The organism is Salinicola sp. RZ23 (assembly GCF_003206675.1).
GTDB classification, from domain to species: domain Bacteria; phylum Pseudomonadota; class Gammaproteobacteria; order Pseudomonadales; family Halomonadaceae; genus Salinicola; species Salinicola endophyticus.
Genome location: NZ_PZJK01000014.1, coordinates 1 through 26,011, shown reverse-complemented (window position 1 = coordinate 26,011; position 26,011 = coordinate 1). Strand labels below are relative to the sequence as shown.

Below are 26,011 nucleotides of genomic sequence, written 5' to 3'. Positions count from 1 at the left end.
CTCTCCTCGCCGTGGCTCAGGCTATGGTCAGATCGGTCAGGTTGCGTACGATCGCCTGCTGGCCGAGGGGAATCTTGTAGGCGTTGTGGGAGTAGGCGACGGCATGCTCGAAAGCGAGCTTGGCGGCGTCGGCAAAGCGCTGCTCGCTCGCCGGCTCACCCTTGAGCGCCGCCTCTACCTCCGGCGCCCGCCACGGCTTGGTGCCGACGCCGCCCAGCGCCACCCGTGCTTCTCTAACGGTGTTTCCATCCATCTGCACGATTACCGCGCTGGAGGCGAGCGCGAACTGATAGGACTGGCGATCGCGCAGCTTGAGATAGGCCGAGCGGCTGCCGGCGAGCGGGGCGTCGAGCACCACATGGGTGATCAGCTCGCCGGGCGCCAGCGCGTGCTCGCGCTGCGGCGTGTCACCGGGCAGCAGGTGGAAGTCGGCGAAGTCGATCTCGCGTCGTCCCTCGGGGCCTTCGACCTGCACCTTGGCGCCGATCGCCGCCATCGCCACGCACATGTCCGACGGGTGAGCGGCGATGCAGCTGTCGCTGGTGCCGAGCACCGCATGCACCGAGCGGTTGACGCCGCCGATCGCGGCACAGCCGCTACCCGGCTCGCGCTTGTTGCAGGCCGAGACGCCATCGCGGAAATAGGGACAGCGCACCCGCTGCATCAGATTGCCACCGGTGGTGGCCTTGTTGCGCAGCTGGGTCGAGGCGCCTGCCAGCAGCGCCTGGGAGAGCACGGCGTAATCCTCGACGACACGCTTGTCACGGGCCAGCGCGGTGTTGGTCACCATGGCGCCGATGCGCAGGCGGCCGTCGTCCAGAGACTCGATCCGGTCCAGCGCCACGCCATTGATATCGACCACCTTGCGCGGCTGCATGACATCCAGCTTGACCAGATCGAGCAGCGTGGTGCCGCCGGCCAGAAAGGCCGCCTGGCCATCGCTGCCGTGGGCCGCAATCGCGGCCGCCGGGTTCTCCGCCCGGGCATAATCGAAGGCTCTCATGCCGGATCTCCTGCAAGTTTGCCACGTGCCGACTGGATCGCCGCGACGATGTTCTTGTAGGCGCCACAGCGGCAGATGTTGCCGCTCATCGCCTCGCGCACCTCGGCATCGCTGGTGCCGATCGCGTCATCGTTGAGAATCGCCACCGCGCTCATCATCTGCCCCGCGGTGCAGTAACCACACTGGTAGGCATCGTGCTCGAGGAAGGCCTGCTGGATCGGGTGCGGCTGACCATTCTGCTCGAGCCCTTCGACCGTGGTGATGGCGTCGCCGTCGTGGGTAACCGCCAGACTGAGGCAGGCATTGATCGCGGTGCCGTTGACCAGCAGCGTGCAGGCCCCGCACTGACCGTGATCGCAGCCCTTCTTGGTGCCGGTGAGACCGAGACCATGGCGCAACGCGTCGAGCAGAATCACGTTGGGGGTCACGTCCAGTTGCTGGCGCCGGCCGTTGACGATCAGCGTGATGCGCTGCCGGCCCTCGGCCGGCGGGACATCGGTCTGGGTCTGCGGCTGGTCCGGCGAACCGGCATAGCTCACCTGGGACAGCGCCGGTGCCGCCGCCATAGCGAGACCGGAAGCCCCCGCGGACTGCAGGAAACGCCGCCGCGCGGGAGAGCGGGGCTGGGTGTCGCGGCGGGGATCGAAGTGATCGACCCCCGGCGTCGCGCGCTCGTTGTCATCCATGTCTGAGATCCTCATCAAGGCTGTGCCGCTGCCGGCATCATTGTCTTTCTCACGTGGCGTTCTGGCGCGTCGTGCTCGCGTGTCTGTCGAGATGCCCTGTCGGGTGCGGGGCTGGCGCTTGCCGCTCGAGCGGCGATGCGCGCGTCTTGTCCCACGACGGCCAGCGCGAGAGGCGGTATGCCAGGCGGGGCGCAGGCGCGCAGGGTGTGTCAGGCACCGCAGCGCGATGTCGAAGGGCGGCCAGTCGTAGCACTGACGTTAGGAAAAGAGCGGCATCAATGCCAAATCATTGGCGTAATTCGCGCAATTCACGCAGAAATGGGCATCCTCCGCAGGCCCGCGGCGCGGCTGGCCTTTTGCTCGGGCCTGCCGTATGTTTTCGCCCAACTGCATCGTCACAGGGATCAGAGAGATGAGTGTTTCACGTCATGGCGTCCGTCTGCTGGCGCTCGCCGCCGGCCTCTCCACCGCCGCCGCGGCCAGCGCGGCCCAGCCGACCTGGGAAGGCAGCGTCGGCGCCGGCGCCCTCTACGCGCCGGACTATCAGGGTAGCGACGACTACGAGTGGAGGGCCTGGCCGTCGCTGGATGCGACCTACGGCAACACCTTCTTCGTCAGCGTGACCGACGGCATCGGCTGGAATCTGGTGCGCGAGGGCAAGTGGCGGGTCGCGCCCTTCATCGGCTACACCTTCGGCCGAGACGACACCGGCGACATCCGCGCCCTGGATCAGGTCGACGGCGGCGCCACCGCCGGCCTGCGCGCCAGCTATCTCGACGACACCTGGCACTACAGCGCCGCCGCCGAGACGCCGTTCACCGGTGACCTCGACGGCTATCGGGTCAAGTTCGCGGCGACCCATGTCGCCCGCCTCGGCGAGCGCGCCGCCTTCACCGTCGGCCCGCGCTTCAGCTACACCAGCGCGGCCTGGACCGACGATCTGTTCGGGGTCTCCGCCGGAGAGAGTGCGCGCTCGGGGATTCGTGCCTACGACCCGAACGATGGCTACTTCACCCTGGGCGCCGATGCCACCCTGAGCTACTACCTCACCCGGCAGTGGTCGGTCACCGGCCTGGTCGGCGTGGCACGCCTCACCGGCGACGCCGAGGATAGCCCGATCGTCGACGACCTCGGCGACGCCACCCAGTGGCACGCGGGCGCCTTCATCAACTACCATTTCTGATACCGGCCACCGTTGACATCGCCAGGGGCGTGCCACGCCGCCCCATCGGCAAAAACGCCCGCCCCGGCATCGGCCGGAGCGGGCGTTTTCGTCTTTCCACGGACAGCGCTGGGGGTGATGCCAAAAGTCGGCGAGCGACGTCCGTTGTCGTACCCAGCCTAACGACGCTTCAACTCGGCACCGAACTCCAGCATGCGATTCAGCGGTACCAGCGCCTGGCGTGCGATCTCGGGATCGACATGAATCTCCTGACCACAGCCGTTGGCGTCCTCCAGCACCGCCAGGGTGTTCTCGAGGCCGTTCATCGCCATCCACGGGCAGTTGGCGCAGCTTCTGCAGGTGGCGCCATTGCCCGCCGTGGGCGCGGCCATGAAGGTTCTGTCCGGCATCAGCTGCTGCATCTTGTAGAAGATGCCGCGATCGGTGGCGACGATGAAGCTGGGGTTATCGAGCTTCTGGGCCGCGCTGATCAGCTGCGAGGTGGAGCCGACCACATCGGCGATCTCCACCACCGAGGCCGGTGACTCCGGGTGCACGAGCACCGCGGCCTGCGGATGCAGCGCCTTGAGATCGAGAATCCCCTTGGCCTTGAACTCATCGTGGACGATGCACTCGCCCTCCCAACAGAGCACGTCGGCCCCGGTTCGCTCGCGCACATAGTTGCCCAGATGGCGATCCGGCGCCCACAGGATCTTTTCGCCCTGCCGGTCGAGGTGATCGATCAGTTCCACCGCGATCGACGAGGTCACCACCCAGTCGGCACGCGCCTTCACCGCCGCCGAGGTGTTGGCGTAGACCACCACGGTGCGCTCCGGATGCTGGTCGCAGAAGGCGGAGAAGGTGTCCGCCGGACAGCCGATGTCCAGCGAACAGGTCGCCTCCAGCGTAGGCATGAACACCCGCTTCTCTGGGCTCAGGATCTTGGCGGTCTCGCCCATGAACCGCACCCCGGCAACGATCAGCGTGGTCGCCGGGTGATCCTTGCCGAAGCGGGCCATTTCCAGCGAGTCGGCGACGCAGCCACCGGTCGCTTCCGCCAGCGCCTGGATCTCGGGATCGGTGTAGTAGTGCGCGACCAGCACCGCGTTACGCGCCTTCAACTGCGCCGCGATACGCGCCCGATAATGCGCCTTGGCGCCCTCGTCGAGCGTCGGCTGCGCGTGGCCCGCCAGATGCTCGCGAACCCGATCCCGCTGCCGTTCCGCCATCGCTTCGTCTCCGTCAGTCCTGCAGCCACTCGGTGTGGAAGGTCCCTTCGCGATCGACACGCTTGTAGGTGTGAGCGCCGAAGAAGTCGCGCTGGGCCTGAATCAGGTTGGCCGGCAGTTTTTCGCTGCGGTAGCTGTCGTAGTAGGCGATCGCCGAGGAGAAGGTCGGCACCGGAATGCCGTTCTGCACGGCATGAGCGATCACGTCCCGCAGCGCCGACTGATAGTTGCCGGCGATATCGCCGAAGTACGGCGCCATCAGCAGGTTCTTGAGCTCAGGATTCTCCTGATAGGCATCGGTGATCTTCTGCAGAAAGCGCGCGCGGATGATGCAGCCGGCGCGGAACAGCTTGGCCACTTCGCCATAGTTCAGGTCCCAGCCATGATCCTCGGAGGCGGCGCGCATCTGGGCGAAGCCCTGAGCGTAGGAGGCGATCTTGCTGAAGAAGAGCGCCTTGCGCACCTTCTCGATGAACTCGGCCTTGTCGCCCTCGAAGGTCTTCTGCGCCGGGCCCTTGAGCACCTTGGACGCTGCCACACGCTCCTCTTTCAGCGCCGAGATGAAGCGCGCGAAGACCGATTCGGTGATCAGCGGCAGCGGCACGCCGAGATCCAGCGCGCTCTTGCTGGTCCACTTGCCGGTACCCTTCTGCCCCGCCGAGTCGAGAATGATATCGACCACATCGTGATCGGTCTGGTCATCCTGCTTGGTGAAGATCTTGGCGGTGATATCGATCAGGTAGCTGTCGAGTTCGCCTTCGTTCCACTCACTGAACACCTCGGCCAGCTCGGCGTTGGAGAGCCCCAGCGAGCCCTTGAGGATCGCGTAGGCTTCGGCGATCAGCTGCATGTCGCCATATTCGATGCCGTTGTGGACCATCTTGACGTAGTGGCCGGCGCCATCCGGGCCGACATAGGCCACGCAGGGCTCGCCGTCGTCGGCGCGGGCAGCGATCTTCTCGAGGATCGGCGCCACCATGTCGTAGGCTTCCTTCTGCCCACCCGGCATGATCGACGGCCCTTTCAGCGCCCCCTCCTCGCCACCGGAGACGCCGGTGCCGATGAAGTTGAAGCCCGCCTCGGAGAGCTCCTTGTTGCGGCGAATGGTGTCCTCGAACGGGGTGTTGCCGCCGTCGATCAGGATGTCGCCCTGGTCGAGATGCGGCTTGAGCGACGCGATCGTCTTGTCGGTGGCATCGCCGGCCTTGACCATCAGCAGAATGCGCCGCGGGGTCTCCAGCGACGCCACGAACTCCTCGACGCTATAGAACGGTTTGAGCTTGCTGTCACCGTTCTCGGCCATCACCTCGTCGGTCTTCTCCGCCGAGCGGTTGTAGATCGACACCGTATAGCCGCGACTCTCGATGTTGAGCGCCAGATTGCGCCCCATGACGGCCATGCCGACCACGCCGATTTGCTGTTTGGCCATGGAATTGATGCTCCTTGCAAAAATGAAGCCGCCACGCGGCGATGAACGTCACCCGCTGACGGATGCTCCCTATTGTAAGGCAGAGCGGGCGTTCCGCCGAATCGCCCGCTGCCCAGCATGAGGCCACCTGGCTGGCACGCTTCCAGCCCGAGGTCAGTGCGCCTCGTCCCAGTTGGCGCCGCTATTGGCATCGACGATCAGCGGTACCTTGAGTTCAGCGGCGCGCTGCATGCGCTGGCGCACGGCGGCGATGAAGTCATCGCTCTGCGCCTCGGCGACCTCGAACACCAGTTCGTCGTGCACCTGCATCACCATCCAGGCGTCGAACTCGGCATGGCCCTGGGCCGGGTTGAGCCAGTGGTGCACGTCGATCATGGCGAGCTTGATGATGTCCGCCGCGGTGCCCTGCATCGGCGCATTGATCGCGGTACGTTCGGCGGCCTGGCGCCGGGCGTGGTTCTGCGCCTTGATCTCCGGCAGGTAGAGCCGGCGCCCGAACACCGTCTCCACGAAACCATCCTCCGCCGCCTGGGCGCGAATCCTGTCCATGAAGGTGGCGACCTTGGGGTAGCGGTCGAAGTAGCGATCGATATAGGTCTGCGCCTGGCCACGCTCGATGTGCAGCTGCTTGCCCAGGCCCCAGGCGCTCATGCCGTAGATGAGGCCGAAGTTGATCGCCTTGGCACTGCGCCGCTGATCCACGGTGACCTTCTCCAGCGCGACACCGAAGACTTCGGCGGCAGTGGCGGCGTGGATGTCCTGATCGTTGGCGAAGGCGTCGAGCAGCCCCTTATCGTCGGAGAGATGCGCCATGATGCGCAGCTCGATCTGCGAGTAGTCGGCAGCGACGATACGGTAGCCGTCGCGGGCGACGAACGCCTGGCGGATCTTGCGCCCCTCTTCGGTGCGAATGGGGATGTTCTGCAGATTGGGGTCGGAGGAGGAGAGCCGTCCGGTGGCGGTGACCGCCTGGTGGTAGCTGGTGTGAAGCCGCCCGGTGGCGGGATTGACCAGCCGCGGCAGCTTGTCGGTGTAGGTCGACTTGAGCTTGGTCATGCCGCGGTGGGCCATGATCAGCTTGGGCAGCGGATAGTCCAGTGCCAGCTCTTCGAGCACCGCTTCGGCGGTACTCGGTGCGCCCTTGGGGGTCTTCTTGATCACCGGGATCTTCTGCTCCTCGAACAGAATCTCGGCAAGCTGCTTGGGCGAGCCGAGGTTGAACTCCCGGCCCGCCAGTTCGAAGGCTTCACTCTCGAGCTCGCGAATGCGGGTTTCCAGCGCCTGACTCTGGGCGTGCAGACGTGCCGGATCGAGGGCCACGCCGCCGCGTTCCATGTGCGACAGCACCGGGATCAACGGCCGTTCGATACGGTCGAGTACTTCGGCCAGACGCCCTTCCGCCTCGAGCTTGGGCCGCAGCTCGCGATGCAGACGCAGGGTGATGTCGACATCCTCGCAGGCGTAGGGCACGGCTTCCTCTAGCCCGATCTGATCGAAGGTGAGCTGCTTGGCGCCCTTGCCGGCGATCTCCTCGAAGCTGATCGTCTTCTCCCCGAGGTACTTGAGCGCCAGCGAATCCATGTCGTGGCGCGTTGCCGTGGAGTTGAGCACGTAGGACTCGAGCATGGTGTCGATCAACTCGCCGGCGACCTGGATGTCGTAGCGCGCCAGCACCGAGATATCGTACTTGAGGTTCTGCCCGATCTTGGCGATGTCGGGGTTCTCGAGCAGCGGCTTGAGCGCCGCCAGCACCGCGTCGCGGTCGAGCTGGTCGGGGGCATCCAGATAGGCGTGGCCCACCGGAATGTAGGCGGCCTCATGGGGTTCGAGCGCCAGCCCGATGCCGACGATATCGGCCTCCATATAGTTGAGACTGGTGGTCTCGAGATCGAAGCAGAACGCCTCGCTCGCCGCCAGGCGCTCGATCCAGGCGTCGAACTCCGCCTGGGTGAGCAGGGCGTGGTCTTTGCGTGCAGCGCTGGCCTGCGCCGGGTCTGCGTCGACATCGTCGCTCGCGACCGCGGTGCCCGAGGCGACGTCATCCACGCCCTCGTCCTTGCCTTCGAGCAGCTCGCCCAGCCAGTTCTTGAACTCGAGCTGGGTGTACAGCGCCTTCAAGGCGTCGCGGTCTGGCTCGGCCAGATGCAGCTCGTCGAGCCCCACCGGCAGCTCGCAGTCGGTCTTGATCGTGGCCAGGCGATAGGAGAGGAAGGCCTGCTCGCGGTTGGCTTCGAGCTTCTTGGGCAACGTCTTGGCACCGCGGAAATCGAGCATGGTGACGCGCTCGAGATCGGCGTAGATGGTGTCCAGGCCGCCGCCCATGCCCTGGAGCAGACCGAGCGCGGTCTTCTCGCCGACCCCGGGTACTCCCGGGATGTTGTCGACCTTGTCGCCCATCAGCGCCAGGTAGTCGATGATCAACTCGGGCGGAATGCCGAACTTCGCCTCCACCCCGGCCACGTCGAGGGTTTCGTCCTTCATCGTGTTGACCAGGGTGATGTGCTGGTTGACCAGCTGGGCCATGTCCTTGTCGCCGGTGGAGATCACCGCATCGCGTCCGGACTCGGTGGCGAGCCGGGCCAGCGTGCCGATGACGTCGTCCGCCTCGACACCCTCGATGCACAGCAGCGGCAGGCCGAGCGCCTTGACGCACTGGTGCAGAGGCTCCACCTGGGGCCGCAGGTCATCCGGCATCGGCGGCCGATGGGCTTTGTACTCGGCGTAGATCTCGTCGCGGAAGGTCTTGCCCTTGGCGTCGAACACCACCGCCATGGGGCTCTGCGGATACTGCTTGATCAAGCTCTTGAGCATCGCCAGCACCCCGCGCACCGCGCCGGTCGGCTGGCCGTCGGCGGTCGACAGCGGCGGCAGGGCGTGAAAGGCGCGGTAGAGATAGGAGGATCCGTCGACTAGGACGATGGGAGCATCTGCCATGAGCTGGGGCATCCGTGACTGGCTTTCGATCGCCTCATGATACGCAAGGCGCCGCTCGGCGTCAGGGCACGCCGCCGGCGATCGGGAATCCACGCCTGCGCCTGCGGTCGAAGCAGGTGCGGATGGCCGCGATCCAGCGCTAGACTAACCACCGCCAATGGAGGTGACCGCCATGCCCACTACGCTATCGCACACCATGCTCCGCGCGCTGCCGGGCCTACTGCTGGCCGGCCTGCTGGCCGCGACCGCGCTGCCCCCCGCGGCTCTGGCGCAGAACACACCGACACCCGAGATCAAGACGCATAGCGACGCCCAGCAGACGGTCTCGGAGTATCGGCTCAACGGTAAGCTTTATGCCATTCGCGTGGCACCGAAGTCGGGACAGGCCTATTTCCTTTATGACGCCGACGGCGACGGCAACTACCAGCGCCGCGACACCGACACGGTGCCGGTACCCGAGTGGGTGCGCCGAGAGTGAGCCGCCGAGGGCGCAGCCGCATCGCCGCAATCCACACGAAGGCAGCAACGCACGCGAGGTAGGAGCGCGCCGCCGCAACCGCTACAATGCGCGGTTTCCGCTCCCAGATCCGATATTGCCATGGCCGTATTCACTCCCCTCGACGACGCCCAGGTCGCTGATTTCCTCACGCGCTACGCCGTCGGCGATTTCGCCGCGCTGAAAGGCGTCCCCCAGGGCACCGAGAACAGCACCTTCTTCGTGACCACCGACCAGGGCGAGTGGGTGCTGACGCTGTTCGAGCAGGGGGAGTTCGAGGACCTGCCGTTCTTCGTCGATCTGCTCGACTATCTGGATGCTCAGGGCCTGCCGGTGCCGGGGCCGGTCCACGACCGCCAAGGGGTCGCCCTGCAGCGTCTCGCCGGCCGCCCGGCGCTGCTGTTCCCGCGCATGCCCGGCAGCCACCCCAGCGCGCCCAACCTGGCCCAGTGTGCCGCGCTCGGCGATGCACTGGGGCGCATGCACCAGGTATCGCAGCGGTTCACCGGCCAGCGCGACAATCCGCGCAACCTGGCCTGGCTGCGCCGCCGCCATCGCGAAGTGCTGCCCCACCTGGAGAGCAGTGACCAGGCGCTGATGCGCGAAGAGCTCGCCGCCTACGCCACGGCCTTCGCTGACGCCGACCTGCCGCGCGGCGCCATCCATGGCGATCTGTTCCGCGACAACACCCTCTACGACGGTGACCGCCTCGGCGGCATCATCGATTTCTACAACGGCTGCACCGGCGAGCTGCTGTTCGATCTGGCGATCGTGATCAACGACTGGACCAGCGACGCCACGGGCGAGATCGACCGCGCGCGTTACGACGCCATTCTCAGCGCCTATCTGGCTCACCGCCCGCTGAGCGATGCCGAGCGCGCGCTGTGGCCGCTGATGCTGCGCATGACCGCACTGCGCTACTGGCTGTCGCGCCTGCTGGTGATCCACGTCGACCCGCCCGCGCACGACATCACGCCCCACGACCCGGCCCGCTTCCGCACCCTGCTGACGCGACGGCTCGAGGGTGAGGTCCCGCCGTTGCCGGCGTGAGCGCCGGGCGCTTTTTCGACTAGGCTTGTGCGGGGCCGCACCAGCGGCACCTGTTTCGGAACGCTGCCAGAACAGTCTGGCAGCCCTGGGCTTTTTTCCTGAAATTCATGGTTCCCGACACAGTGCGACGGCATAATGCGCGCCATCGTCACCCGGCGCGCTACCTGTCTTTTCGCCGGGACTTCACCGCCGGTCCATCGGAGAGCGTCATGCCGAATCCTTCTCCCGCCGCACAGGCCCGCCGCACCTACAATATCGATCAGTGGGGCAGTGGCTACTTCGACGTCGACGACCAGGGACGCACGCTGGTACGCCCGCTGGGCAGCGAAGTCCCCGGCCCCAGCATGGTGCTCGATACTCTGGTCGACAAACTGCGCGATGCCGGCCTGCGCCTGCCGGTGCTGGTACGCTTCATCGATATCCTGCACGACCGGGTCGAACAGCTGTGCATGGCGTTCGATCAGGCGATGCAGGAGGAGCGTTATCAAGGTGGCTATACCGCGGTCTACCCGATCAAGGTCAACCAGCAGCGCCGCGTGGTCGAGGAGATTCTGGCCACCCAGGAGCGCGGTCATGGCCGTGTCGGTCTGGAAGCCGGCAGCAAGCCGGAGCTGATGGCGGTACTGGCGCTCTCCGGCGACGGCCCCTCGGTGATCATCTGCAACGGCTACAAGGATCGCGAGTACATCCGCCTGGCGCTGATGGGCGAGAAGCTCGGCCACAAGGTCTACCTGGTGGTGGAGAAGTACTCCGAGCTGAGCCTGATTCTGGAGGAGGCGGAGAAGCTCCAGGTGCGACCTCGGATCGGCGTGCGTGCGCGCCTCTCCTCGGTGGGCAAGGGCAAGTGGCAGGATACCGGCGGCGAGAAGTCGAAGTTCGGTCTCACCGCGACCCAGATCCTGACCATCACCGAGCGCCTGCGCGATGCCGGTGCCCTCGACAGCCTGCAGTTGGTGCACTTCCACCTGGGCTCGCAGATCGCCAATATCCGTGACATCCAACGCGGCCTGCGCGAGTGCGCGCGCTTCTACCACAGCCTGCGCGAACTCGGTGCGCCGATCGATACCGTCGACGTCGGCGGCGGTCTCGGCGTGGATTACGAAGGCACTCGCTCGCGCAGTTTCTGTTCGATCAACTACTCCATGCGCGAGTACGCCAGCAACGTGGTGTGGGCCTTCAGCCAGATCTGCAACACCCACGAGCTGCCGCACCCGCAGATCATCTCCGAGTCCGGACGCGCCCTGACCGCCCACCATGCGGTGCTGGTGACCAACGTCATCGGCGAGGAGCGCATGGGCCACATCGAACCGGAACGCCGGGTCGGAGAGGACCCGCACGTCGACGAGCTGTGGCGGGTCTATGATCGGCTCGAGGGCATGCGCGAGCCGCGCGATCTGGTCGAGGCGTACCACGACGTGGTTCAGGCCGTGGGCGAGCTGCAGGATCGCTTCGTCATGGGGCTGGCCGATATCCAGGCCCGTGCCGAGGGCGAGTCGGTCTACTTCGCGGCCTGCCAGCGTCTGCGCGACCGTCTCGATGGCCGCAACCGCGCCCATCGTGACATCGCCGATGAGCTGGCCGAGAAGCTCGCCGACAAGCTGTTCGTCAACTTCTCGCTGTTCCAGTCGCTGCCGGACGTCTGGGGGATCGACCAGGTCTTCCCGGTGCTGCCGCTGACCGGCCTCGACCATACTCCGACCCGGCGCGGCGTGATCCAGGACATCACCTGCGACTCCGACGGGCGGATCGATCTCTACGTCGATGGCCAGGGGCTCGAGAGCACGCTGCCGCTGCCCGAGTGGGACGATGACGACGACAAGCTGCTGGGGCTGTTCCTGGTCGGCGCCTACCAGGAGATCCTGGGCGATCTACACAATCTGTTCGGCGATACCGACTCGGTCGACGTGGCGCTGGATGCCAACGGCGAGTGGCACCTCTCCCACGTGCAGCAGGGTGACACCGTGGCCGCGGTGCTGGGCTACGTCAACTTCGATGCCGAGGCACTCAAGCAGCAGCTCACCGAGCAGCTGATCGCCAGCCCGCTGAGCGTTGAAGAGCGCGAGCAGTTCGTCGAAGAGCTCTCCGCCGGCCTGAGCGGCTACACCTACCTGGAGTGAAGCGCCGCCGCCAGGCCAGCCCCATGCCAGATGCAAAAAACCGCGACGAGATCGCGGTTTTTTGTGCCCGGCGTTTTTGCGTCCGGTGCCGGTGCACCGACACCTTCATGCGCCTAAGCGAGTGCGCGTGCCGACATCCAGCCCCAGCGACAGCGACAAGCCAAGCACCGCCTCCCGCGGCAACTTGCCGACGCCGGCCGGGGTCCCGGTCAGCACCACGTCGCCGGGCTCGAGGGTGAAGGTGCGGGTCATCTCTTCGAGCAGCGCGGGCACCGAGAACAGCATGTCGCTGAGCTTGCCGCTCTGCTGGCGCTGCCCGTTGATATCCAGATGGAAAGAGACGCTGGCCCAGGCGGTGTCGGCGTCCACCGGCACGAAACGCGACAGCGGGCAGGCGCCATCGAACGCCTTGGCGCGCTCCCACGGATGGCCTTTCTCCTTGAGCGCCGACTGCACGTCGCGCAGGGTGAGATCCAGCGCCAGTCCGGCGCCGGCGATGCCTGCGAGCGCTTCTGCCTCGCTCGCTTCGCTCAGGCGCTCACCGATCAGCAGCGCCAGCTCGGTTTCGAAGTGCACCTCGCCATGCGTGAACTGCCGGGCGATCGGCGATTCGAGCTCCACTGCACTGGTCGCCGGCTTCATGAACAACAACGGTGCACTGGGAACCGGATTGTTGAGCTCAGCGGCGTGCTCGGCGTAATTACGCCCCACACAGAGAATCTTGCCCAGTGGATGCCCGGTCTCGCTGCCGTCGACGAAGCGCGTGGTAAAAGCCATGCTCTACTCCCCTGCCAATGTTGAAGCCCAACGAAGTGCGCCGGCGGCACCATGAAAAGCCGCCGTTGACGCAGACTCGACGAGTCTAGCCTCAACGGCGGCCGATGGCATCACGCCTGCCTGCGCGCCGACGCGCCTGGCTCAGTACCTACGAACCAGGCGGCGGCGGCGTGTCGTCAGTGGGTCACGCCCTGGGGCGTCCACACCTCATCCGGCGCATGGGCCAGAAAGTCAGGACGCGACTGCTTGGCCCCGAACGGGCGCACGCAGGCGTTGTCGCGACGGTTGAAGACGAAGAAGGCGTTGCTGCGCGGGTCCGGCGACATATTGGCGTTGGAGCCGTGCAGAGTATTGCAGTCGAACAACAAGAGCCCGCCGGCGGCCCCGGTCGGCGCCTGAATGCCGTTGCTCTCGATCAGCGCGCGCAGGGCCTCTTGCCCGGGCACGCCGAACTCCTGCTGCTTGAGCGAGCGCTTGTGATTGTCGTCCGGCGTCTCGCCCAGGCAGTGCACGAAGACCTTGTGCGAACCGGGCACCAGCATCAGCGGGCCGTTGAAGTGGTGGTTATCGGTAAGCACGATCGAGGCGCTGACAGCGTGCATCTCGGGCATGCCGTCCTCGGCGTGCCAGGTCTCGAAGTCCGAGTGCCAGTTGAAGCCTTTGCCGTGGAAGCCAGGCTTGTAGTTGATCCTCGACTGATGCACGTAGACGTCGCCGCCTACGATCTGGCGTGCCCGCCCGGCCAGGCGCGGGTCTGCCGCCAGCTGCGCGAAGCGTTGCGACAGAAAGTGCACCGCGAACAGCGAACGAATCTCCTGGCTGTCCGGCTCGGTGATGGCAAAGTCGCGGTCGCGGAAATCATCCCGCGCCAGGAGTAAGGCGAGCTCGTCGTTCAGTGCGGCGACCTCGTTCTGTCCCAGAAAGTTGGGCTCGAACAGGAAGCCGTCACGCTCGAAGGCATCCATCTGGGTGCCGTCGAGCGGCCCTTCCAGGTGGCGGCCCTTGACGACTGCCTCCTGGCGCTCACGCCAGAGCGCTTCCTGCGGCCGGCGCAAACGTGTCGGATAGCGATCCTGCTTCGTCCACGTGTCTTGTTGACGGGGGGATGCGGTCTGTACTGACATCCAATCACCTCCAAGTTTGTGATCAGGTTTCAGATCCAGTCCTCGGCAGTAGTGCCGATAGGTGGGTCGAGTGAAGTTTCCTCATCTGACATCAAAGGGGTCTCTAGCCTAGAAAAGTCGGCCAGAATTGCAACTGCCTGCCCGGGGTCAGCCCCGAGCCGCTGGCGGCGCTGCGCTTCTGCGACCGTTTCGGCTACGCCACCGTGGCAGGCCCGCCCAGGGGCAGCGATAACGTAAAGCAAGAAAATGACAGGTTCGTGCTACACGGCCCGAGGAGGATCGTGCGCGACGTCATCAAGATTTCATCTAATATGGACACACTCCGCCTGCCGTTTCCCAGGGGAGGTAAGCCATGATCTGCGTCACACTCGATATGCAGTGCTCGCTGTGCGGCAGCGACCGATTCCATCTGCCGACGCAGCCCGGGGAGAGCCCCCACGTACGCTGCGCCAACTGCACCGCCGTGAAGTGCCAGACACTGGCCCTGGAGTCGACCTTGATGGCGTATCGCCGCGAGCACACGCCGCCGCACCATCGCGCAGCATGACCCGCCGCTCTTGCAGCCGCCGGGCCGATCTCAGGGAAGTCGGGAAGCGCTGGAATGTCTGAGAAATCTGGAAAGCAGTGCAAGTCCTGAGACACTGGGCCTGATAGCACGGGTCTGAGAACGCGGGTCAGAGAGAACAGCACAAAACGCCCACCACCGCCCGACAGCGAGCCTCATGCAAAGGGCACAAGCGGAGCCACTATCCGCGCAGACGGACAGCGAACAAATATCTCCACGCCCCTCGCTCCAATGCCTCTCATCAACAAGCCACGCATGGGTAGCTCAAGACAGCCCCCCTAGCGCCAGGGTGGTGTTACGGTGCCGAGCGCACCGCAGACTGCGCCTCCTTATGCCTGGGGGATGCCATGGATTCCGCTTCGCTATCCTGTCTGATGGCTAAGTCCGCTTGGGCGCGACCGGCATCGAGCCGTTGATAAGGCACCATCGGCCGCGTCGTCGGCTGGCCATAGAAGACATGAAAGGGCTCCGTGATCAACGGTTCGGGCGGACGCGGCACGTCCCCATAACGGCAGCGGAACTCGGCACAGTCACCGGCCAACGCGCCGGCCCCCTGGCCCAGGCAACTCAGTGCCAAGATAACGGCAAGCGTCTTCATTCCACCTCCTGAGTCACATCCATCGCCCGCGGGAACAGGAGCGAGTATAGGTGTGCCCGGCCTCACCCGGAGGACGATAAACCTGCTACTCGGCGGCCGATTTACCTCTCCATCACAGCTTTCTACACGCCGACTGGCACCGTGCTGACGGCCAGACCTACTGATTACAAGACAACGTCACTATCGAGTAAAAACAAGAGGTTGGATTTTCCCGCGCTACGCATACCCCGGCTCTCCAGGGAGCTGTCGCGGAGTGTGCGGGGGAAGTGTTCATCATCTCCTCCCCCCGTCTAGCGCCCTTTTCTCCCGTCCTTTTCTCCCGTCCTTTTCTCCACGACCAGAACCGTGTCCTGCACCCCGGCATGGTAGGCCGCTATCGCTGGCGTGGGTTGTCCCTGGGCGGTGGACGTTCAGGGCGGATTGAGGCCGGCGGGCGGGCGTCGCACTCTCGGGGGATCGTGAGGTGCCGGGGTGCCCGCGCCGCTCATCGGCGCGGGGCTCGGGCGAGTCGAGTGCCAATCCGGGGGTGTGCGCGTGCCGCGAACCGTGTCGAGTCTTCAGGGCGATACCGTCGATCGCCTGTGCCAGCGCCACTACGGGCGTACCGATCTGGTGGTGCAGGTGCTGGCGCACAATCCCGGGCTGTGCGCCCTGGGCCCGCGGCTGCCGAGCGCCACACTGGTGGAGCTGCCGGATAGCGCGTCGCCACCGCCCACCCCGCGCGTGGTCGAGCTGTGGCGCTGAGCCCGGCCCGGGCACCTCTTCTTTCATCTCGTCGCGGGCCGGTGTGGCGGTCACGCTGGCGCGCGTCGACGCAGGAATCGGTATGGCCCATCAGTTGAATATCACCACCGAGGCGTTCAAGACGGCCCCGCCGGCGCTGGTCTCGCTGCTGCACGCCGGGGGCATGACGCCGTCGAGCTGGGTGACGCTGCTGACGCTGGCCTATCTGGTGCTGCAGATCGGGCTGCTGGTGCCGCGCTATCTCGCGCGCTGGCGTGCCTGGCGGGCGCAGCGGAGGCAGTCGTGAGCCCGCTGGCGCGCTGGATCGGCGGCGGCGCGATCGGCGGTGCCTGTGCGCTGGCGCTGTCGATCTCGATCCAGGTGGTCAAGCAGTTCGAGGGCACCCAGCTGACGGCTTATCCCGATCCGGTGGGGGTGCCGACGATCTGCACCGGGCATACCGGGGCCGAGGTGATGCTGGGGCAGACGCTGACTCCGGCGGATTGCGAGGCGCTGCTGGCCGGCGATCTCGGCCACGCCTTCGCGGTGGTCGATGCCGCGCTGACGCCCGCCGCCCAGGCGACCCTGACCCCGGCGCGGCGGGCGGCGCTGGCGTCGTTCGTGTTCAACGTCGGTGAGGGGGCGTTTCGCGACTCGACCCTGCTGACGCGGCTGAACGCGGGCGAGATCCGCGCCGCGTGTGACGAGCTTGCGCGCTGGGTCTACGCCGATGGGCGTCGGCTGCCGGGGCTGGTGCGACGGCGTGAGGCGGAGCGCGAGCTGTGCCTGGCGGGGCTGGATGGATGACCCTGCGCCTGTTCGCCCTGGCCGTCGGGCTGGCGCTGGCCACCGGCGCTGGCTGGTTCAGCCGCGGCTGGCTGGAGGATGCCCGGCGCTTCACGGCGCTGGAGGCGGCCAAGGCCGCCACGGCCCGGGCGTTGGCGCGGGAGTCGGTGATTGCCGGGGTGGTCGAGGCGCGGCTGGCGACCCTGGACGCCCAGCAACGGGTCATCGACCGGGGAGTGATTCGTGAGATTCAGAAGCCGATCTATCGCCGCGTCTGCCTTGAGCCTGACGCTGTGCGCCTGCTCAACGCTGCCGCCGCCGGCCGCGCCCCCGATTCAGCAGACGCTGCTGAGCCGCTGCCCGACGACCCTGCCGCCGCTGAGTGACGGCAGCGGGGCCAGCGTGGTGCTGACGCTGCGCGACTGGGCGGCGCAGTACCACGCCTGCGCGATTCGACATAACGGTCTGGTGACCACCCTGAAGGAGACCCGGCATGCACCTGCTGAACGCACTGATTGAACACCTGCGGCGCACCGTACCGGCGCTGCAGGGGATGCCGAACCGGCTTTCGGCCCAGGTGGATGAGGGGCGGCTCCGGTTCGCCGCGGGGGCGTCGCTCTCCCACGGCTACGCGGTGACCGCGCAGCTGACGCTGCACGCCTACGACGACACCCTGGATGCGGTGATGCTGCCGCTGCTGGCGTGGCTGGCGCGCTATCAGCCGGAGCTGGGGCCGGAACCGGGGCTGCGCTTCTCCTGGATCTTCGCCGGGGAGACACCCGCCGATCTGCGCCTGTGGGTGCCGCTCGAGTCGCGCGTGGTGGCGACCCATGACTGCGGCAGCGGCGAGATCACCCTCGACCACCGCCAGCCCGCCTTCGCGCATGAGACCTGCCCCGCCGAGCACTGGCAGCTGCTGGTGCGCGACGAGAGCGCGGGTGAGGAGGGGTATCGGTTGGTGGCCGAGTGGGATGGCCCGCTGGCCTGACGCCCTGCTTCGGGGGCGATAAAAAGCCTGACGCCCGGCTTTGGGGGCGATAAACGGCACACGCTCGGCCCCGGGGGCGATAAAAAGCCTAACGCCCGGCCCCGGGGGCGATAACAGTCGAACCCCCGCTGACAACGCCCGCGGCTCGCCAGCCCGCCCCGCGCCGCGGACCATGAGCGCATGCCGTCTCCCGCCACCGGTGCGCCATGAATCCCGTTGAACTTGCCCGTCTGCTCCACAATCTGATCCGCGTCGGCCGTGTCGCCGCGATCGACCACGCCGCGGTGCGTGTGCGCATCCAGAGCGGTGCGCTGCTCACCGACTGGCTGCCGTGGCTGACCGCCCGCGCCGGCCACACCCGCAGCTGGAATCCGCCCACCCTGGGCGAGCAGGTGCTGCTGCTCGCCCCCGGCGGCGAGCTGCGCGGCGCCCTGGTGCTGCCGGCGCTGAACTCGGATGCCGTGCCGGCGCCGAGCCACGACGCCAATCTGACCCAGCTCGAACTGCCCGACGGCGCGGTGATCGCCTACGACCACGCCGCCAGCCACCTGAGCGCCACCCTGCCCGGCTCCGCCAGTCTCGATGCCCAGGGCGCGGTGAGTGTCACCACCGCTGCCGCCCTCACCGCCACCGCCGCCGCCGGCGCGACGCTCAATGCCGACACCGTGATCAACGGCAATCTCACGCTCAACGGTAACTTCAGCCAGCCCAGCGGCCAGACCGCGACGATGGCCGGCGACGTCCGCTTCACCGGCGCGGTGACCAGCAACGGCCGCGACATCAGCGCGAGCCACACCCACGGCGGCGTGAAGCGCGGCGGCGACCCGACGGATGGGGTGAACTGATGGCCGGCATGGATCGCACCAGCGGCACGGCGCTGGAGGGCGTCGCGCATATCCGCCAATCCGTCACCGACATCCTCACCACGCCCCTCGGCTCGCGCGTCATGCGCCGGGACTACGGCTCGCTGCTGCCGGAGCTGATCGACCAGCCGCTGGATGGCGCCACCGCCCTGCGCGCCTATGCCGCCTGCGTGGTGGCGCTGATGCGCTGGGAGCCGCGCATTCGGGTGACCCAGATCCAGCGCCACGTCTCCGCTGAGCGGCCGGGGCGGCTGACGCTCAGCGTGCAGGCCGAGCGGATCGACGACGGCGCCGACCTCACCTTCGACATCCCCCTGGGACAGGAGACCTAAACCATGGCCGGAGGCTTCACCGCCGTCGATCTCTCGCGGCTGCCCGCGCCGGATATCGTCGAGCCGCTCGACTTCGAGACGATCTTCGCCGCCCTGCTCGCCGATCTGCGCGCGCGGGCCCCGGCATTCGATGTCAGCGTCGAGTCCGACCCCGCTTACAAGATCCTGCAGGCCGCCGCCTATCGCGAGCTGCTGCTGCGTCAGCGGATCAACGAAGCCGCCCAAGGGGTGATGCTCGCCTACGCCCGCGGCGCCGATCTCGACCACCTCGGCGCGCTCTTCGGCGTCGCCCGCCAGACCCTGGACGCCGGCGACCCCGCGGCCGTGCCGCCGGTGCCGGCGACGCTGGAGACGGATGCCGACCTGCGCCGGCGCATCCAGCTCTCGCTGGAGGGCTTCTCCACCGCCGGCCCCGAGGGCGCCTACGTCTTCCATGCGCTCTCCGCCGACGGCCAGGTGCTGGATGCCAGCGCCACCAGCCCGGCGCCGGGGGAGGTGGTGGTCACCGTACTCGCCCGCGACGGCGACGGCAGCGCCCCGGCGGCCCTGCTCGCCCACGTCGATGCCACCCTCTCGGCGGAGGACGTTCGCCCGCTCACCGACCATGTCAGCGTGCGCAGCGCCGAGATCGTCGACTACCGCATCGACGCCACCCTCTACTTCTACGCCGGCCCCGACCGCGAAGTGGTGATGCGCGAAGCGCGCGCCGCCGCCGCCATCTATGCCGAGCAGCAGCACCGCCTGGGGCTCGATGTCACCCTCTCCGGGCTCTACGCCGCGCTGCATCAGCCCGGGGTGCAGCGGGTCGAGCTGGCCGAGCCCGCGGTGAGCCTGGTGATCGACCGCACCCAGGCGACCCACTGCACCGAGATCGCGCTGCATGACGGAGGTCTCGATGAGTGAGCCGCGCCACCGCGCCAGCCTGCTGCCGCCCAACTCAAGCCCCCTGGAGCACGCCCTGGAGACCACCGCCGCCGGCGCCAGCGAGCTGCCGGTGCCGCTGCGCGCGCTGTGGAACCCGGACACCTGCCCCGCCGAGCTGCTGCCGTGGCTCGCCTGGGCGCTCTCGCTGGATGCCTGGCAGCCCTACTGGCCGGAACGCATCAAGCGCCAGCGCATCCGCGACGCGATCGCGATCCAGCGCCGCAAGGGCACCGCCAAGAGCGTGCGCGACGTGGTCCGCTCCTTCGGCGCCAGCCTCGCCCTGCGCGAGTGGTGGCAGAAGGCCGAGCCGGGCCCGCCGCACACCTTCGACGTGGTGCTGACCCTGGGCGCCGAGGTGCCCCGCAGCGCCGCGTTCCAGCAGGACATCGTCGACGAGATCACCCGCACCAAGCCGGTCCGCGCGCACTTCACCTTCACCGCCGGGCTCAGCGCCGCAGGCGGTGTCGGCGTCGCCGGCGGCGCCCGCGCCTTCGTCTACCGCCGCCTGGCGGCCACCGCCCACTAGAGGACCCCCGATGGCCATCGTCTTCACCATCACCGATGCCGGCCGCGCCGCGCTGGTCGACGCCGACCACGACGGCACCACGGCCCTGACCCTCAGCGAAATCGGCTTCGGCCGCGGCCGCTATACCCCCAGCGCCGACCAGACCGCCCTGCGCGAACCGATCAAGCGCCTGGCCAGCATGGCCGGCCAGGCGGTCGCCGCCGACACCCTGCACGTCAGCGTGCAGGACGAGAGCAGCGACACCTACGCCGTCGGCGAGATCGGCCTGTTCACCGACACCGGCGTGCTCTTCGCGGTCTATTCGCAAAGCGAGTGGATCATCGAGAAGGCCGCCCCCTCGACCCTGCTGCTGGCCACCGACCTGGTGGTCGAAGCCCTCGACGTCTCCGCGATCACCTTCGGTGACGCCGCCTTTCTCAACCCGCCGGCCACCACCGAGGTCGCCGGGGTGCTCGAGCTCGCCACCCAGGCCGAGGTCGACGCCGGCAGCGACGCCCGCCGCGGGGTCGTCCCGCGCACCCTCAAGGCGTTCATCGACAAGGTGCTCGCCGCCTACGCCACGCTGAAGCAGCTCAACGACCACGCCGCCAGCCGCAACCACCCGGCGGCTACGACCAACGCCCAGGGCATGGTCGAGCTCGCCACCTACGCCGAGACCAAGGAGGGTAGCGACAACGCCCGCGCGGTGACGCCGGCGGGTCTCAATGCGCGCACCGCGACGACGACCACCGCCGGCCTGGTGGAGAAAGCGACCGACGCCGAGGCCAAGGCCGGCGCGGCCGGCGTCTATCCCGATGCGGCGGGGGTAGTAGCTGCCTTTCGGCAGTACGGCCTCGGTGTCACCACGCTACCGAGCTGGCCCAACTCGAGCTTCAACGATGACCCGCTGAACGTACCGTCCGGGATGTATCGACTGACATCGACCACCGACGGCACGCCGCTCGGCTCCGGCTGTGTTCTGTGGATGCGCTACAACGACAGCCAGTACGGCACGGCCCTCTTCATGCCCTACTCGGGAGTCGATATCTACACCCGCAGCTATCGCTGGGATACCCGGTGGTCGCCGTGGGTGAAAGGGTTCAACGAACAGAATCACCGCCCGGCAACGCGCAGCGAAGCCATCGCGGGCACCAGCGACGCCGTCTGGGCGACACCGCGGGCGATGGCCGAACACGTTCACGCCATCGGCTGGGGTGGCAGCGCTCCCGACTGCAACGACCTGATGGGCAGCGACTTCGATATCTGGCTCACCCAGGATTTCGTCGGTACCACCTCGGGCAAGTGGCTGAATGGGCCCTATGGCGATGCCATCCATACCGGCTTGCTGATCAATCTGGCCCGCACCTACAACAATGGGGTGATTCAGACCTACTGGGACTCGACGACCGGCGAGCAGTTTCACCGGGTCAACGTGGACTCCGACTTCAGGGCCTGGGAAAAACAGCTGACGGACCGGCTGCTGAAACCCTCGACCCAATCACAGGTCGAAGCCGGGACCGATACCGCCTCATTTCTTAGCCCCCGTGGCGGTCACCAGCTGCTGAATCTGTTTGGTCTCGGCGCTCAGACCTGCCCCACCTGGCCGCTCGACGACCTGGACACCACGCCTACCGACGTGCCGTCAGGGCTCTATCGCATCACCTCGAACTTCAATCGCCCTGGCGGCTCCGCCACCGTGCTCTGGACCCGCTATAACAGCGGAAGTGGCTCGATGCTGCTGCTCGAGCATGACAAGCCCAGCGTCAGACTCCGTGGCTATGGCGGATCTAGCTGGTCAGGGTGGTTTACGTTCTGGAACGATCAAAACCAGGGCGCAGGATCGGGGCTGGATGCCGATACTGTCGACGGCAAGCAGGCCGACGAATTCGTCTGGTCCGGGGGCAAAGATGATCAGCAGATCGGTGGAGGCTTGACGCTAGTTGGAAGCGGACACGCCGCCACGAATGCCGACGTGCCCTACGGCATAACACTGATGTCGTTCGGTCCAGCGGTCGTATTCAAAGACCGAAGCTCTAGTGCCGGCAGCGGCGCGCTGTGGTTCGATGGCGATGGGCTGAATTACACCTACAGCGCGTCCGGCGCAGACAATCCCGCGGAGAGCGATGATGCGGCAAGGCTACTGAAGATCACACCCTCGGATTTCATCCACAACGGCAATCGCGTGTGGACGTCTGGCAACGATGGCGCGGGTTCCGGGCTCGATGCCGATACTGTCGACGGCCTCCAAGCCGGTCAGTTTCTGCGCAGCGATGTCGGCAACTATCGTATTCCCTTTGGATCGACGGGCAGCTCGAATTGGGATGGCATCATCTGGGATGATAGTGCCAATACCTACTCCTTTTTCATGGACCAGGACCCAGATAAAGACCAACCCTACGCGATCATCGGCAAGGGTTATATCGAGCTCCAAGGGCAGCGTGCCTGGCACGCCGGTAATGACGGTTCGGGCTCGGGTCTCGATGCCGACCTTCTCGATGGCAAGCACGCGAGCGACTTCATCTGGTGTCGTGGCCAAGCGTCACAGCAGATCGTCGGCGGGCTGGAGTTGTGGGGCTCGGGCCATGCGCTGAACAATTCGTCAGACGCCTATGGCATCACGCTCAAATCTTTCGCACCCGGCGTGGTATTCGAGGACCGCACCACCGATGCCGGCAGTGGCGCGCTGTGGTTCGATTCTGACCGCCTGACCTACAGCTACAGCGTCAGCGGCGGCGAAAATCCGGTGACCAATGCCGACGCGGAAGAGATGCTGCTGATCAGCCCTCGGGACCTGCGCTACAAGCAACAACGCATCTGGCACGACGGAGAAGCCGCCGCGAGCATCCGGACCAACGGCTATGCACGGCTACCCAACGGCCTATTGATTCAATGGGGCAGGGGCACCTCACGGCAGCACACCAACTTCCCGATCCAGTTCAATAATATCTATTCCGTGCAGGTCAATGGCAATAGATATACCGGGGACGGCGCCTGGTCGGTCGATGAATTCACGACGTCTTACTTCGTGGCAGGCGGCGAAGATATCGGTACCGGCCCTGTCTTATTTATTGCAATAGGAAACTAATATGGCCCTCTTTTTCAGCGCATCGGTTCTATCCTTTTTCGACTCGGCAATTCATCGCGAAATACCCGAGGATGCCGTCGAAGTCAGTCACGACGAACATCAGGCCATGCTCGAGGGGCAGACCAGCGGTCAACGATGGGCCGCCGACGACACCGGCCACCCGATGCTGGTCGATCCGCCACAACCGACCCTAGCCGAACTCGCCAACCGCCAGCGGGCGACGATCGAATCGGCCCTGGCCGCCGCCCTGCGCGCCGGCATGCCCTACACCCTGCCCGGTGGCAGCGAGGATGTGATCCAGACCCGGCCGGAGGAGGACGAAGCCAACCTGCTCGGGCTGGCGATCGAGGCCCGCGACCGTCGTGCCGCCGGCGACACGGACGCCAGCATGGCGCTGCGGGCGCAGTCGAACACCGTCTATTCGCTCACCCCGGCGCAGATGATCTCGCTCACCGATGCCGCCAAAGCGTTCAAGCAGCGGCTGTTGGCCAAGTCGTGGGAATTGAAGGACGCGGTCAGCGCCGCCGAGGCCGCCGGCGACCGCGAGGCGATCGAGGCGGTGGTGTGGGAGGCCGCGACCTAGCCCGACGTCACTTCGCCTCGAAAACCACCGGATACCGCGTCTGCCCGCTCTCGCAGTTCGGCTGGGCGCGGTACTCGGTCAACTGGAAGTCGCTGCCCTGCCACACCCAGGTGCGCTCGCCGCCGCAGCCACCGGCACCGCGATCCTTGTAGCGGTCGTGCAGGGTGCCGCGCTGCGCATCGAACTCGGGGTCGAACAGCGTCCGCGTGCCGGTCCAGCTCCCGTCCCGCCACAGCGCGAACAGCAGCGCACGGGGCGTCCCACCGTCCGGGGCGAACACCGCCTCGTAACCCGTCTGATAGGCGCCGACGGTACAGGGCACCAGCCACACCTCTCCTGGTAACCATCCCTTCACGCTGGCGTGGCGAGGCGCGAGACCGGTGGTTGCGTCGCTGATCACGCAGGCATCGCTCACCTCAGCCTTCACCGCCGCCGGCATCTCGCTGTTCGCCAGGGCTGCCATCGGCAGCGCGCCCAGCGCCAGCACCCCGGCCATCATCATGCTGCGCCACATATCGCACCTCTGCTGGATTGGGTCATCAGGAAGGCGGGGAGAGCCCGCGCCCAGCTGGTATAGACGAGTCTCGGTCGGAGCGCCATGGATAGCCTGGATGACGCATGGGGGAATGGGGCATCGATTGCCAAGTGGTGGGGACGCAGTTGGGACGGATCGGTAGAGATCGGCAAAACGAAAAAGCCCCCGGGCGGGCGGAATCTCACGTCAGGAGATGGGCAAATTTCTGATAAATTTTTCCTCTTTGACAGTCACGAAAAGTATGGCCTTTGAATTTATCAGTCACGAAGACCCACTTTCTTTCATAGACATCAGTATAGCGAATCACCAGTGAAAAATCGGCCATATAACCAGCCAGCTCATCGTTCGGCATACGTAAACACTCGCGACCTCCGTCCGGCGGCCCCTTTTCCTCAGGAGGGTAAAATGACGCTATTGTCATATAATCATTGGCCCCCATCGCAAACCCGAAATCCATCGCCGCCACTTTCGACACACGAATCTGGCCTTCAAATGCTTTCCCAAGAACATCTCTGACTTTCTCATGGGAGAAGCCTTTCCCCTTCTTCTCTTTGTAGAAAACCTGAAAGTCTCTAATTATTGCGGGGCCAAAACCCTTATTATGAACATCAATAGTGCATAGGCCATCTTCATGGCCAGGGTAGCTTGCCCATATTGCAAAAACGGGTTGAACCTGATTTCGACCAGATTGCCATTGCGAATAGGCACTCCACGCCACAAAAATCAAGGTTACAAGAGAAGCAGCCAAGCCCGCCCAATCCAACCAGCTACCGGTTGCCGACTCTACAAAGACAGGTATTACACTCACGCCATCTATCCTCCGAAGCTTGTTGTCACCAGTTCCACACCGCCCCCCGCTCGCCCCAGACTACCATCCCCCACACCATGAGCCCCTGACAGCCCCGTTACCCTGATCAGGACCCCCTCATGGCACTCGACCAATACCATCACGGCGTGCGCGTCTCGGAAGTCAACGACGGCACCCGTACCCTGCGCACGATCTCCACCGCGGTGATCGGCATCGTCGCCACCGCCGCCGACGCCGATGCGACCGCCTTCCCCCTCGACCGCCCGGCGCTGGTCACCGATATCGCCACCGCCATCGGCCAGGCCGGCAGCAGCGGTACCTTGAAAGGCGCCCTCAGCGCCATCGCCGAACAGGCGCGGCCGATCGTGGTCGTGGTGCGCGTCGCCGAAGGCGCAGATGCCACCGAAACCAGCGCCAACGTGATCGGCACCACCACCGACAGCGGCCAGCGTACCGGCCTGCAGGCGCTGATGACCGCCAAGCAGAAGCTCGGCGTGACCCCGCGCCTGATCGGCTGCCCGGAACTCGATACCCCGGAAGTGACCACCGCCCTGGTGCCGGTGCTGCAGTCGCTGCGCGCCTTCGGCTACGCCTACGCCCACGACTGCGAGACGCTGACCGACGCCACCGCCTACCGCGACCAGTTCGGCGCCCGCGAGCTGATGCTGATCTGGCCGCGCTTCGAGGCGTTCGATGCCGATACCGCCGC

Annotated in this window: 26 protein-coding genes and 1 pseudogene; 17 read left to right on the top strand and 10 right to left on the bottom strand. The window is 66.3% G+C overall.

Features of this window, described 5'->3' with window-relative positions:
- Positions 1 to 16: 16 nt before the first annotated feature.
- On the bottom strand, positions 17 to 1,003 hold the full coding sequence (locus DOM67_RS14065; RefSeq protein WP_110677017.1) for a xanthine dehydrogenase family protein subunit M: 987 nt from the start codon (positions 1,001 to 1,003) through the stop codon (positions 17 to 19).
- Positions 1,000 to 1,689, bottom strand: coding sequence for a (2Fe-2S)-binding protein (locus tag DOM67_RS14060; protein ID WP_110677015.1), 690 nt, complete (start codon positions 1,687 to 1,689; stop codon positions 1,000 to 1,002). Before DOM67_RS14060 ends, DOM67_RS14065 begins: the two co-directional genes overlap by 4 nt.
- Positions 1,690 to 2,101: 412 nt before the next feature.
- Here DOM67_RS14060 and DOM67_RS14055 point away from each other — a divergent pair, with 412 nt between their 5' ends.
- Positions 2,102 to 2,872, top strand: coding sequence for a MipA/OmpV family protein (locus tag DOM67_RS14055; protein ID WP_110677013.1), 771 nt, complete (start codon positions 2,102 to 2,104; stop codon positions 2,870 to 2,872).
- 158 nt (positions 2,873 to 3,030) lie between these two features.
- Here DOM67_RS14055 and nadA read toward each other — a convergent pair whose 3' ends face one another.
- The 3 genes from nadA to polA form a co-directional block, all read right to left on the bottom strand.
- Positions 3,031 to 4,080 (bottom strand): quinolinate synthase NadA, encoded by a 1,050-nt coding sequence (nadA, locus tag DOM67_RS14050; protein ID WP_110677011.1) that lies wholly within the window; start codon positions 4,078 to 4,080, stop codon positions 3,031 to 3,033.
- Positions 4,081 to 4,093: 13 nt separating this feature from the next.
- A complete protein-coding gene (gndA, locus tag DOM67_RS14045) occupies positions 4,094 to 5,509 on the bottom strand; it encodes an NADP-dependent phosphogluconate dehydrogenase (protein ID WP_110677009.1) in 1,416 nt (471 codons plus the stop codon).
- A gap of 153 nt (positions 5,510 to 5,662) precedes the next feature.
- A complete protein-coding gene (polA, locus tag DOM67_RS14040) occupies positions 5,663 to 8,443 on the bottom strand; it encodes a DNA polymerase I (RefSeq protein ID WP_110677301.1) in 2,781 nt (926 codons plus the stop codon).
- Positions 8,444 to 8,615: 172 nt separating this feature from the next.
- Here polA and DOM67_RS14035 point away from each other — a divergent pair, with 172 nt between their 5' ends.
- From DOM67_RS14035 to speA, 3 genes are all read left to right on the top strand, one after another.
- Positions 8,616 to 8,921, top strand: coding sequence for a DUF2782 domain-containing protein (locus DOM67_RS14035; RefSeq protein ID WP_198651819.1), 306 nt, complete (start codon positions 8,616 to 8,618; stop codon positions 8,919 to 8,921).
- Positions 8,922 to 9,041: 120 nt separating this feature from the next.
- Positions 9,042 to 9,989, top strand: a complete 948-nt coding sequence (locus DOM67_RS14030; RefSeq protein ID WP_110677007.1) for a homoserine kinase — start codon at positions 9,042 to 9,044, stop codon at positions 9,987 to 9,989.
- Positions 9,990 to 10,198: 209 nt separating this feature from the next.
- Positions 10,199 to 12,106, top strand: coding sequence for a biosynthetic arginine decarboxylase (speA, locus tag DOM67_RS14025; protein WP_110677005.1), 1,908 nt, complete (start codon positions 10,199 to 10,201; stop codon positions 12,104 to 12,106).
- 105 nt (positions 12,107 to 12,211) lie between these two features.
- On the opposite strand, the gene DOM67_RS14020 is transcribed toward speA, so the two are convergent.
- Complete coding sequence (locus DOM67_RS14020; RefSeq protein ID WP_110677003.1) at positions 12,212 to 12,883, bottom strand: fumarylacetoacetate hydrolase family protein; 672 nt, start codon at positions 12,881 to 12,883, stop codon at positions 12,212 to 12,214.
- Positions 12,884 to 13,059: 176 nt separating this feature from the next.
- The gene (gene thpD / locus DOM67_RS14015) at positions 13,060 to 14,007 is read right to left on the bottom strand and encodes an ectoine hydroxylase (protein WP_110677001.1); all 948 of its coding nucleotides are present in this window, start codon (positions 14,005 to 14,007) and stop codon (positions 13,060 to 13,062) included.
- A 352-nt stretch (positions 14,008 to 14,359) separates the two neighbouring features.
- Here thpD and DOM67_RS14010 point away from each other — a divergent pair, with 352 nt between their 5' ends.
- Positions 14,360 to 14,554, top strand: coding sequence for a hypothetical protein (locus DOM67_RS14010; protein ID WP_110676999.1), 195 nt, complete (start codon positions 14,360 to 14,362; stop codon positions 14,552 to 14,554).
- A 313-nt stretch (positions 14,555 to 14,867) separates the two neighbouring features.
- On the opposite strand, the gene DOM67_RS14005 is transcribed toward DOM67_RS14010, so the two are convergent.
- A complete protein-coding gene (locus DOM67_RS14005) occupies positions 14,868 to 15,170 on the bottom strand; it encodes a hypothetical protein (RefSeq protein WP_110676997.1) in 303 nt (100 codons plus the stop codon).
- 471 nt (positions 15,171 to 15,641) lie between these two features.
- On the opposite strand from DOM67_RS14005, the gene DOM67_RS14000 reads away from it, so the two are divergent.
- The 11 genes from DOM67_RS14000 (at position 15,642) to DOM67_RS13950 (ending at position 23,959) form a co-directional block, all read left to right on the top strand.
- Positions 15,642 to 15,914: a tail protein X gene (locus tag DOM67_RS14000; RefSeq protein ID WP_348627307.1), complete on the top strand. Its 273-nt coding sequence runs from the start codon at positions 15,642 to 15,644 to the stop codon at positions 15,912 to 15,914.
- An 82-nt stretch (positions 15,915 to 15,996) separates the two neighbouring features.
- A complete protein-coding gene (locus DOM67_RS13995) occupies positions 15,997 to 16,200 on the top strand; it encodes a hypothetical protein (protein ID WP_110676995.1) in 204 nt (67 codons plus the stop codon).
- Positions 16,197 to 16,700, top strand: coding sequence for a lysozyme (locus tag DOM67_RS13990; protein ID WP_110676993.1), 504 nt, complete (start codon positions 16,197 to 16,199; stop codon positions 16,698 to 16,700). Before DOM67_RS13995 ends, DOM67_RS13990 begins: the two co-directional genes overlap by 4 nt.
- Positions 16,697 to 17,065, top strand: coding sequence for a hypothetical protein (locus DOM67_RS13985; protein ID WP_110676991.1), 369 nt, complete (start codon positions 16,697 to 16,699; stop codon positions 17,063 to 17,065). The genes DOM67_RS13990 and DOM67_RS13985 overlap by 4 nt, the downstream gene beginning before the upstream one ends.
- 107 nt (positions 17,066 to 17,172) lie before the next feature.
- A complete protein-coding gene (locus DOM67_RS13980) occupies positions 17,173 to 17,667 on the top strand; it encodes a phage tail protein (protein WP_110676989.1) in 495 nt (164 codons plus the stop codon).
- Positions 17,668 to 17,873: 206 nt separating this feature from the next.
- A complete protein-coding gene (locus tag DOM67_RS13975) occupies positions 17,874 to 18,512 on the top strand; it encodes a phage baseplate assembly protein V (protein ID WP_110676987.1) in 639 nt (212 codons plus the stop codon).
- A complete protein-coding gene (locus tag DOM67_RS13970) occupies positions 18,512 to 18,862 on the top strand; it encodes a GPW/gp25 family protein (protein ID WP_106418712.1) in 351 nt (116 codons plus the stop codon). Before DOM67_RS13975 ends, DOM67_RS13970 begins: the two co-directional genes overlap by 1 nt.
- A 3-nt stretch (positions 18,863 to 18,865) precedes the next feature.
- Positions 18,866 to 19,765 (top strand): baseplate J/gp47 family protein, encoded by a 900-nt coding sequence (locus DOM67_RS13965; RefSeq protein ID WP_110676985.1) that lies wholly within the window; start codon positions 18,866 to 18,868, stop codon positions 19,763 to 19,765.
- Positions 19,758 to 20,312, top strand: coding sequence for a phage tail protein I (locus DOM67_RS13960; protein WP_110676983.1), 555 nt, complete (start codon positions 19,758 to 19,760; stop codon positions 20,310 to 20,312). The genes DOM67_RS13965 and DOM67_RS13960 overlap by 8 nt, the downstream gene beginning before the upstream one ends.
- A gap of 10 nt (positions 20,313 to 20,322) precedes the next feature.
- The gene (locus DOM67_RS13955) at positions 20,323 to 23,376 is read left to right on the top strand and encodes a hypothetical protein (protein WP_110676981.1); all 3,054 of its coding nucleotides are present in this window, start codon (positions 20,323 to 20,325) and stop codon (positions 23,374 to 23,376) included.
- Position 23,377: 1 nt separating this feature from the next.
- Positions 23,378 to 23,959 (top strand): DUF4376 domain-containing protein, encoded by a 582-nt coding sequence (locus DOM67_RS13950; RefSeq protein WP_110676979.1) that lies wholly within the window; start codon positions 23,378 to 23,380, stop codon positions 23,957 to 23,959.
- A gap of 7 nt (positions 23,960 to 23,966) precedes the next feature.
- Here the strand turns inward: DOM67_RS13950 and DOM67_RS13945 are convergent, their stop codons facing one another.
- The gene (locus tag DOM67_RS13945) at positions 23,967 to 24,473 is read right to left on the bottom strand and encodes a DUF1176 domain-containing protein (RefSeq protein WP_110676977.1); all 507 of its coding nucleotides are present in this window, start codon (positions 24,471 to 24,473) and stop codon (positions 23,967 to 23,969) included.
- A gap of 202 nt (positions 24,474 to 24,675) precedes the next feature.
- Positions 24,676 to 25,302, bottom strand: coding sequence for a hypothetical protein (locus tag DOM67_RS19835; protein ID WP_157958866.1), 627 nt, complete (start codon positions 25,300 to 25,302; stop codon positions 24,676 to 24,678).
- Between the two features lie 119 nt (positions 25,303 to 25,421).
- Between DOM67_RS19835 and DOM67_RS13940 the strand changes: the two are divergent.
- Positions 25,422 to 26,011: pseudogene (locus tag DOM67_RS13940) on the top strand (phage tail protein); the annotation flags it as partial.

What these genes read in the sequence shown, in the direction of transcription:
- DOM67_RS14065 (WP_110677017.1), bottom strand. Translation starts at nt 1,003, where the DNA reads ATGAGAGCCTTCGATTATGCCCGGGCGGAGAACCCGGCGGCCGCGATT.
- DOM67_RS14060 (WP_110677015.1), bottom strand. Translation starts at nt 1,689, where the DNA reads ATGGATGACAACGAGCGCGCGACGCCGGGGGTCGATCACTTCGATCCC.
- DOM67_RS14055 (WP_110677013.1), top strand. Translation starts at nt 2,102, where the DNA reads ATGAGTGTTTCACGTCATGGCGTCCGTCTGCTGGCGCTCGCCGCCGGC.
- nadA (WP_110677011.1), bottom strand. Translation starts at nt 4,080, where the DNA reads ATGGCGGAACGGCAGCGGGATCGGGTTCGCGAGCATCTGGCGGGCCAC.
- gndA (WP_110677009.1), bottom strand. Translation starts at nt 5,509, where the DNA reads ATGGCCAAACAGCAAATCGGCGTGGTCGGCATGGCCGTCATGGGGCGC.
- polA (WP_110677301.1), bottom strand. Translation starts at nt 8,443, where the DNA reads ATGGCAGATGCTCCCATCGTCCTAGTCGACGGATCCTCCTATCTCTAC.
- DOM67_RS14035 (WP_198651819.1), top strand. Translation starts at nt 8,616, where the DNA reads ATGCCCACTACGCTATCGCACACCATGCTCCGCGCGCTGCCGGGCCTA.
- DOM67_RS14030 (WP_110677007.1), top strand. Translation starts at nt 9,042, where the DNA reads ATGGCCGTATTCACTCCCCTCGACGACGCCCAGGTCGCTGATTTCCTC.
- speA (WP_110677005.1), top strand. Translation starts at nt 10,199, where the DNA reads ATGCCGAATCCTTCTCCCGCCGCACAGGCCCGCCGCACCTACAATATC.
- DOM67_RS14020 (WP_110677003.1), bottom strand. Translation starts at nt 12,883, where the DNA reads ATGGCTTTTACCACGCGCTTCGTCGACGGCAGCGAGACCGGGCATCCA.
- thpD (WP_110677001.1), bottom strand. Translation starts at nt 14,007, where the DNA reads ATGTCAGTACAGACCGCATCCCCCCGTCAACAAGACACGTGGACGAAG.
- DOM67_RS14010 (WP_110676999.1), top strand. Translation starts at nt 14,360, where the DNA reads ATGATCTGCGTCACACTCGATATGCAGTGCTCGCTGTGCGGCAGCGAC.
- DOM67_RS14005 (WP_110676997.1), bottom strand. Translation starts at nt 15,170, where the DNA reads ATGAAGACGCTTGCCGTTATCTTGGCACTGAGTTGCCTGGGCCAGGGG.
- DOM67_RS13995 (WP_110676995.1), top strand. Translation starts at nt 15,997, where the DNA reads ATGGCCCATCAGTTGAATATCACCACCGAGGCGTTCAAGACGGCCCCG.
- DOM67_RS13985 (WP_110676991.1), top strand. Translation starts at nt 16,697, where the DNA reads ATGACCCTGCGCCTGTTCGCCCTGGCCGTCGGGCTGGCGCTGGCCACC.
- DOM67_RS13980 (WP_110676989.1), top strand. Translation starts at nt 17,173, where the DNA reads ATGCACCTGCTGAACGCACTGATTGAACACCTGCGGCGCACCGTACCG.
- DOM67_RS13975 (WP_110676987.1), top strand. Translation starts at nt 17,874, where the DNA reads ATGAATCCCGTTGAACTTGCCCGTCTGCTCCACAATCTGATCCGCGTC.
- DOM67_RS13970 (WP_106418712.1), top strand. Translation starts at nt 18,512, where the DNA reads ATGGCCGGCATGGATCGCACCAGCGGCACGGCGCTGGAGGGCGTCGCG.
- DOM67_RS13965 (WP_110676985.1), top strand. Translation starts at nt 18,866, where the DNA reads ATGGCCGGAGGCTTCACCGCCGTCGATCTCTCGCGGCTGCCCGCGCCG.
- DOM67_RS13960 (WP_110676983.1), top strand. Translation starts at nt 19,758, where the DNA reads ATGAGTGAGCCGCGCCACCGCGCCAGCCTGCTGCCGCCCAACTCAAGC.
- DOM67_RS13955 (WP_110676981.1), top strand. Translation starts at nt 20,323, where the DNA reads ATGGCCATCGTCTTCACCATCACCGATGCCGGCCGCGCCGCGCTGGTC.
- DOM67_RS13950 (WP_110676979.1), top strand. Translation starts at nt 23,378, where the DNA reads ATGGCCCTCTTTTTCAGCGCATCGGTTCTATCCTTTTTCGACTCGGCA.
- DOM67_RS13945 (WP_110676977.1), bottom strand. Translation starts at nt 24,473, where the DNA reads ATGTGGCGCAGCATGATGATGGCCGGGGTGCTGGCGCTGGGCGCGCTG.